The 7,704-nt window shown below is 38.0% G+C and carries 7 protein-coding genes; all 7 read left to right on the top strand.

What is annotated here, in order from left to right:
* Positions 1–982, top strand: a 982-nt coding sequence (locus AC2A07_RS19510) for a phage baseplate assembly protein V (protein WP_484051776.1), incomplete at its 5' end; no start/stop codon positions are given.
* A 10-nt stretch (positions 983–992) separates the two neighbouring features.
* The gene (locus tag AC2A07_RS19505; RefSeq protein WP_484051775.1) at positions 993–2,282 is read left to right on the top strand and encodes a zinc metalloprotease; all 1,290 of its coding nucleotides are present in this window, start codon (positions 993–995) and stop codon (positions 2,280–2,282) included.
* Positions 2,283–2,288: 6 nt separating this feature from the next.
* Positions 2,289–2,963: a hypothetical protein gene (locus tag AC2A07_RS19500; protein ID WP_484051774.1), complete on the top strand. Its 675-nt coding sequence runs from the start codon at positions 2,289–2,291 to the stop codon at positions 2,961–2,963.
* 335 nt (positions 2,964–3,298) lie between these two features.
* Positions 3,299–5,794 (top strand): ATP-dependent Clp protease ATP-binding subunit, encoded by a 2,496-nt coding sequence (locus tag AC2A07_RS19495; protein WP_484051773.1) that lies wholly within the window; start codon positions 3,299–3,301, stop codon positions 5,792–5,794.
* 75 nt (positions 5,795–5,869) lie between these two features.
* Entirely contained in the window at positions 5,870–6,736 is an 867-nt protein-coding gene (locus AC2A07_RS19490) for a lytic transglycosylase domain-containing protein (RefSeq protein WP_484051772.1), read from the top strand.
* Positions 6,737–6,887: 151 nt separating this feature from the next.
* Positions 6,888–7,292: a type VI secretion system tube protein TssD gene (gene tssD, locus AC2A07_RS19485; protein WP_484051771.1), complete on the top strand. Its 405-nt coding sequence runs from the start codon at positions 6,888–6,890 to the stop codon at positions 7,290–7,292.
* A gap of 202 nt (positions 7,293–7,494) precedes the next feature.
* Positions 7,495–7,704: hypothetical protein (locus tag AC2A07_RS19480; RefSeq protein ID WP_484051770.1), on the top strand; the 210-nt coding region annotated here is incomplete at its 3' end.

Raw genomic sequence — 7,704 nt, 5'->3', positions numbered from 1 at the left:
AAATGTTTTCAATATTTCAGGCTCCACGACGGTTCCCTTTCTTCATCCGGGCTGTGCGGTGGATATCGAGATGCGAAAACCGGATACGAATGAGACCTCGTATTTTACAAGGATCATGATCACAGAAGCGACGCATGAAATAGACACCATCGGACACTATACAGGAAGCTTCGACGGGATTGCTTCGGACACAGGTTTTTTACCCAAGCCTGAATTTACAGTTCCTATCGCACAGCCCCAGCTGGCTACGGTGATCTCGAACACGGATCCCGAAGGTCAGGGCAGGGTTCAGGTTAGATTCGACTGGCAGACGAATGACACGACTCACTTTATCAGAATGATGAGTCCTGATGCAGGAGGAACGGATCAGATCACGCAGAACCGAGGTTATGTTGCGATTCCGGAGGTAGGAGACCAGGTAATGGTGAACTTCGTTCACAATCATCCTGACCGTCCATTTGTGATGGGAGGAATGTTCCATGGAGGAATAGGATTGGGAGGAGGCATGGACAACCGTGTGAAATCAATTCAGACGAGAAGCGGTCACCGGGTGGTCTTCACGGAAGATGAAAGCATCATCATCACGGATAAATCAGGAAATGAGATCCATCTGGACACGACGGGAAGCAATATCACAATCACTGCTCCCGAAACCATGACGTTCAACTGCAAGAATATGAATATTAACGTAGGACAGAATATGACCACTTCGGTCGGGGTTAATAAATCTGACACAATCGGAATGAACAATACTGAAAGTGTAGGAGCTATGAAAATGACTTCAGTGATGGGAGATACGAGTATGTTTGTTACCGGGAAGCTGACCGAAATGATTGAGGGCGATTTTCACAGTGAAACTAAGCAGGGGAAAACAGTTGTCAACAGCGAAGGAGGAATTGAAACAAGTGCTGTCGGCAAAATAAAAAAAGACGCTGACGGAAATATTCATAACAGAAGCGGAGAATTAGGAAAAGCATATTAAATAATCACTTATGAGCAGAACAAGAATTGTAAAAGGCAAAATAACAGAAGTTGTTGGTGGTGATTTGCAATATTATTCTTCGGCAGACATTGTTGAGAGTTCGGCAGACGTTTATTCAGAAAAAAGTGCCAAAAATATTTTACATGCAGGAAGTCCTTCCAAACCGACAGGTGAAAATATTAATGTCAAATGCATGGTCAAGTTTAGGCCCAGCGAAAAATATATCGGACAATACGGATTTGACTGGATAAGGGTTGCTGATACAAACTTAGTTGGTGATAACCCGTACAAAGATATTATTTCTAATAAAAATGGTGTTCATCCTGACGCAAATGAATTCAGTCTGCTTAAGAATAGATTCGATAAAATATCAGTCAGGTCAAAAAATGTAATCTATATTATTCCTGAGTTAAATTTATATCCGGGATTTGAAGCGCAATTGCTGCTGTATATCGAAATTGAAGAAAAACCGGAAAAGATTATTTTAAAATATGACCGGCATATTCTGGATCTGAGAGGGAAAGAGGAAATCAGAAATATATCTGTAACTCCTAAAGGTCAGCCACATAAAGAGTATCTTACCGTTTATTCGAAAGAAGCAAGTTCTAAAGTAACTTATATAGAAGCATTTGCTGTTGACAAAAAAGGGGTGGAACATTTGGTAGGGAAGCTTAAAGTTCTGCCAAATAAGACGGTGCATACATTACCCGTAATATTTGTTGGGGTAACAACCAACCTGTCCGGCGTAAAAGGTAATGCTAAAACCGGAAGTTATCTCGGAGAATATCAAAATCTGTTTACGCTGTACCGACAGGCATTGGTAAAACCTGATCTGAAATATATACAGAGATTCGATGTTTCGGGTGATGCTGAAATACAGTCTTTTAAAGTTCCGGGAGGCATTGCTTATCAAAAACAGGTCGGTACAGCAAAAAGATTTTTGCATCATAGACTGGAAGCCTTATTTAATGCTGCACATCCAGAATATACAAGTTACTATAAAGTGTTTTTTCTTGCAGACGTTTCTCCGGGAACGGCTGGAGTGGCATTGCTGAATACGAAATTAACCATCGTATTTACCCCGAGGAACCCGGCTACGACCGTTCATGAACTTCTGCATGCAGTGGGTTTGCCACACTCATGGGAGAAGGGAAATAAAAATACGGATATTAATGGATTTATATTTGAAAAATTTAAAACAGACAATGTGATGGATTATTCTAAAAACCGATATTCACTCTGGAAATGGCAGTGGAAAAAGCTGCAAAGTAACTGTACCCATCATCAATATAAACCCTGACATCTAATGAGAAAACTAATTTTTATCTTCTTAATAAAGATATTATTTTCTTGTAACGGACAGGGAAACGATAAGAACAGCATTATACCTAAAACGACAAAAACTGCCAAAATGCAAAACATTGATATTAATCTGTGGAAAGAAAAAGCAACAAATTATATGAAAAGCCTGAGTGAAAGCGGAGAAAATATTGTATTAGATACACCATATTATTTTTTGAAAGAAACTCAGGGAAATAAAGTCACTGAGTTTTCAGGAAATGATAAAGAAGGCTATTCGTTAAAAGAGACTTTGCCAAAACCTAATATCTATAATAATATTAAATTTTACCGGGCAAACGGAACGATTCTTTATTCATTTAAGACATTGTTGATAAGTCCGAATATTGTGATAGGAAACCATACGGAATACGATGAAAATGGAAATGCAGTTAAAAATGAAGATTATGACAAGGGATTCAAATCAACACCGGAAAAAATTATTGAGTTTATAAAAACTCATGGCGGAAACATTGAAAATGAGCTTACGATTATCGATCGACAGAAAAACGAAAATGGAAATACCTGGTATGTTGAGTTTTTAATCCCGGAAAAGAAAACAGTCAAAATTTTCACTCTTGAGGATGGCACACTCAAAATAGTAAAGTCTGAAGAAAGAAGCTCTGACTTTTTAGAGGATTAAGATGAACAGGTCTGTTTAATTGTTGGTAATTGCTGATTATTTTAATGTCAACTTATAAATAAGTAAATTAATTTTAAGGTTAAATAGTAAACACAGATCAGAGAAACAGCAAAATGGATTAATGTAAGGCTGAGGAGATTTTAAATCCGTAGTATGAAAGCATAAATATGTGAAAAGAGATTCGTTCTGGAGATAATACCAATGTAATTAAAATACATTCGCATTTATATTGATACTTCATAAATAAATCATTATTAATTTTAATCATTGACAAAAAAAACTTATTTTAGTTACACCAAAAAAATTGTCACCACGAATATTAATATTGAAAATACATGGGAGTACTAGTTACCAACGAAACAGTAAAACAGCTTTTTCACATAGCGCAGTCGATTGCCAGGGAAAATTATAATGCAACCTACAGCGGTCCGCATATTCTTCAGGCCTTAATGCATAAAGACATAGGCCTTAATGATTTTTTAAAAAGCATTGATAAAGATCCCGGATATTTTTATGAGTGGGCTGATGTCCGGATCGAAGATTATCCCAAAACGACTCATCTTCCCAGTGAAGTGGGTGAAGGAGAATTCGTTGATCAGATTCTCGAAGAAGCTGATGATATCAGGTTAAAATTAGGCCTTGACGAAATTACACCCCTCTGTATTTTAACAGCAATCGTAAAACCACAGGTCGCTTTTACATTACAGCAACTCAAATCTCTTCCTTTGAGGGAACACGAAATCTTCAATTTATACAGAAAAGATACGCCTTATGCCTCATCCGAAAACAGTGAAATTTCTTCTCTTTTTTCTAACGGGTCAGAGTATTCAGATAATTCTTATCCTTCCATTAAAAGTTACTGCATAGACAGAACTGCGCAGGCAAGACAGGGTGCTTTAGAAAATATCATCGGTCGCGACAAAGAATTGAGGATGCTGGTAGAAATTCTCTGCAGGAGAACAAAACCCAATGTCATCATTATTGGTGAACCGGGAGTCGGAAAAACCGCTCTGGTGGAAGGTTTTGCGACTGAAATAATCCGTGGAAACGTTCCCGAAATGCTCAAAAATGCAACACTGCTGGAATTGGACACCGGAGCGTTGCTGGCCGGAACTTCCTATAAAGGGGAAATTGAAGACCGCCTGAAAAAAGTCATTAATGAATGTAAAAAGATAGAAAAGGCTATCCTTTTTATTGATGAAATACATACCCTGCTAGATCCTAAAGGAAGCATAGGAAACATCGGTAATATTCTCAAACCTGAACTCGCCAGAGGTGAAATTACCGTTATCGGAGCTACAACTCAGGAAGAATACAGAAAAATAATCGAGCCTGAACAGGCATTCAACCGTAGGTTTGAAGTTCTTACCGTTAATGAACCGGATGAACAGGCCTGTGTAAAAATGATTGATGTTCTTTTGGAAGGCTATAAAAAACATCACGGTATTGAGGTTGATAAGGCTGCTTTACCGGAATGTGTGCGTCTCGCAAAAAGATATGCAAAAGGCAAAAAATTACCGGATGCTGCGATCGATTTATTGGACAGGACAATGGCTGCCATTAAAATGCTTGATGAACTTTCGGAAAAAGAACTGGAAGGCTGGAAAGAAAATTATGAAAACATTCTTAAAGAAGAATTTTCAGACGACAAAGATAAGGCTGATGAACTGATCTGGAACTATAATTTACTGAGAGATAAAATCAGTCCTATTTTATGGGGATCCCTGAACGAACAGCCACAGATTGATAATTCGATGCCCGTTGAGCATCTGCAAAAAGTAATTGAAGACACTTTTACAGAGTTGATACAGCATGCCTCGACAAAGAGAGAAAAGGTAGGTAAGCTAGAACTTGCTGCTGTTATGGCAGCAAAAACCAATATTCCGATCGGTAAAATTCAGGCACAGGAAAAAGAGAAGCTTTTGAATATGGAATCTCTTTTACTCAACAGGGTCGTTGGTCAGGATCATGCCCTGAAAGTACTTTCTGATGCCATTGTCGAAAACAGAAGCGGATTAAATAAACCGGGACAGCCTATTGGCTCATTTTTCCTTTTGGGACCTACAGGAACCGGAAAAACGGAACTGGCAAAATCAATGGCTGAATTGCTTTTTAATGATGAAAAAGCAATGGTTCGTTTTGATATGTCTGAATTTAAAGAAGAGCATTCCGCTGCATTATTATATGGTGCTCCTCCGGGATATGTCGGATACGAAGAAGGAGGAATGCTGGTGAACAAAATCCGTCAGCAGCCTTATACGGTAGTTTTGTTTGATGAGATAGAGAAAGCCCATCATTCTGTTTTCGACGTGTTTCTGCAGATCATGGATGAGGGTAAAGTACATGATAAATTAGGAAAAGAAGGGGATTTCAGCAATGCCCTGATTTTATTTACTTCAAACATCGGAAGCGAAGAAATTGTAAAACAGTTTGAAGAAGGAAAGATTCCCGAATCATCTTCTCTGATGCAGATTATGTCTAATTCAGGAAGATTCAGACCCGAATTTTTAGCAAGAATTACAGAAATCATCCCTTTTGCACCAATCACGGAATCAATAGCTGAAAGAATTTTCAATATTCAGTTAAGGTCACTTCACAAATCACTGCACCGATTGGGAATGGCGCTTTCAATTACGGATGAAGCTGTTAAAAACCTGGCGTTAGGAGGTTTCAGCAGTAAATATGGAGCAAGACAGATTTCCGGGGTGATCAGATCTCAATTGGCGAGACCTATCTCAAAGATGATTGTAAGAGAAGAAGTGAAATCCGGTCAGACACTGACCGTAGACTGGAGTGCAGCGGAAGAAAAAATTGATTGGAAAGTCAGTTAAATATATTCGATTCAAATAAAAAATCAGAATGCCAAAACCATCATGCATTCTGATTTTAAAATTATGATTGTAAGAATGAAAATATATTTCAGTAAAATAATATTGGCAGCGCTGTTTTTAATATCCTTTGAAATAACTTCTGCTCAATATCTCTCTGCAACAGATACCTCAGAAAGCAGTGTGAAAAAATACAGAAGGATCATCAGTTCAAATAAAGAAATTGTTCAGTTTATTGAAAATTCACTTGCTAAGAGAGGGCTTCCAAAACATTTGAGGAATTTAGCGTTGATTGAATCTCATTTTGACAGAAATATCACTTCTCATGCAGGAGCAGTGGGCGTCTGGCAGTTCATGACGGCTCATGCCAATCAGTATGGACTGACTGAAGACCGGCGTAATGATTTATATAGAAGCACTAAAGTTGCGGTAGTTTCTTTAGGAAATTTGTATAAAAAATATAACAACTGGATCACGGTGGTTGCAGCTTATAATTGTGGAGAAGGAAATGTTGCTAAAGCCATGCAGTCTGCCAACTCAACTCAATATCATATTTTTTCTAAGTATTTACCTGCCGAAACCATTAACCATGTTAAAAAATATCTGAACGCATGCTATGCAACCGGAGAATTAAACAGTGTTCTGACCAATTACAATACCTCAAGAATGAAAAAAGCATTTGATGCAAGATCAGAAACCAAAGAGGAATCATCTCTTTCTGAAACTGAAATCAATGCAGGATTCAGTCTGAAAATTATTGCAGAAGAATTAAATATACCTTTACACGATATCATGATTTGGAATCCTGAAATTGAAGAACAGCTTCAGAATACCGGAGAAAGCATTCTTCATCTTCCGACAGATTTGATGCCTGATTTTCTATTGAAAAAAAATAAGATTCTTTCCCGCTCTGTAAAGGAAAGGAAAAATGTTCCCTCAGAATGATTTTTCATCGATCGTAGAATTACGACATGAAATCGTAGAACTACTACAAAATTTTAAATAAATAATTAAAAGTCGCTGAATCGTTTTATGGTTATTACCTTTGAGTAACAAATCAGATCATTACAATATTCACGATTAAAATTTATTTATCATGGCAGCAAATTCAAGAGGAATCTTAAAATTCAACGGTAGCGAAGGACAGAAATTACTGAAGCTTAATTACAGCGTATCAAGATCCACAGACGTATCCGGAAGGGTAGCTTCTGATCCGTCCAACGCACTGATCAAATTAACCATCGAAGCAACAGAGAAATCAGACATCCTGGAATCTTTACTGAACGGAAAGTACAAACCGACCTCAGGTGAAATCACGTTCAACAAATCTCACGAAGAAGGAACACTTATTACCCTGAACTGGGAAAACGGATATGTGATTCAGCATGAAGTAGACTTCGATGCAGTAGATGAGAATTCTATGCTGATCAGCTTTGTGGTAAGTGCAGAAAAGATCAACTACGGAAACTCCGCTTACGAAGGAGTATGGCCTACAAGCTAGATGATACAATCCACTTATAAGTATTATCAGATAAAGCAAGACTGTCTTAAGACAGTCTTTTTTTTACAGAACAACATCATGAAAAGCTGTTTTTCGGTGAAGATTACTTACGGTATTAGCTTAAGCATATTAATTTATGTTATATATATCATACATTTTTGAATAATTTTTGTATATTTAACCTACCACACAATCTACGCATATGAATATTTCAGAACCAGGCATGGGCGGTTTCCGTCCCTCCGAGAATGCAGAAGGAATCTCTTCGAACCATCACACCGGGATCAACCGGTTGGTTAAATTATCATTGGTGATAGAAGGCCGGGTGATCAGCTACTACAAACATTTTAAACTGACGCAGAGTTCCCGTCGTCATCACGAGTTCAGTCTGACGCTGGCGCATGATACCCTT

The sequence above is a fragment of the Chryseobacterium sp. HNCC26DJ238 genome (assembly GCF_057180465.1).
The sequence above is the reverse complement of the archived record's forward strand: the minus strand, read 5'-3'. Positions and strand labels throughout refer to the sequence as shown.

What these genes read in the sequence shown, in the direction of transcription:
- AC2A07_RS19505 (WP_484051775.1), top strand. Translation starts at nt 993, where the DNA reads ATGAGCAGAACAAGAATTGTAAAAGGCAAAATAACAGAAGTTGTTGGT.
- AC2A07_RS19490 (WP_484051772.1), top strand. Translation starts at nt 5,870, where the DNA reads ATGAAAATATATTTCAGTAAAATAATATTGGCAGCGCTGTTTTTAATA.
- AC2A07_RS19500 (WP_484051774.1), top strand. Translation starts at nt 2,289, where the DNA reads ATGAGAAAACTAATTTTTATCTTCTTAATAAAGATATTATTTTCTTGT.
- tssD (WP_484051771.1), top strand. Translation starts at nt 6,888, where the DNA reads ATGGCAGCAAATTCAAGAGGAATCTTAAAATTCAACGGTAGCGAAGGA.
- AC2A07_RS19495 (WP_484051773.1), top strand. Translation starts at nt 3,299, where the DNA reads ATGGGAGTACTAGTTACCAACGAAACAGTAAAACAGCTTTTTCACATA.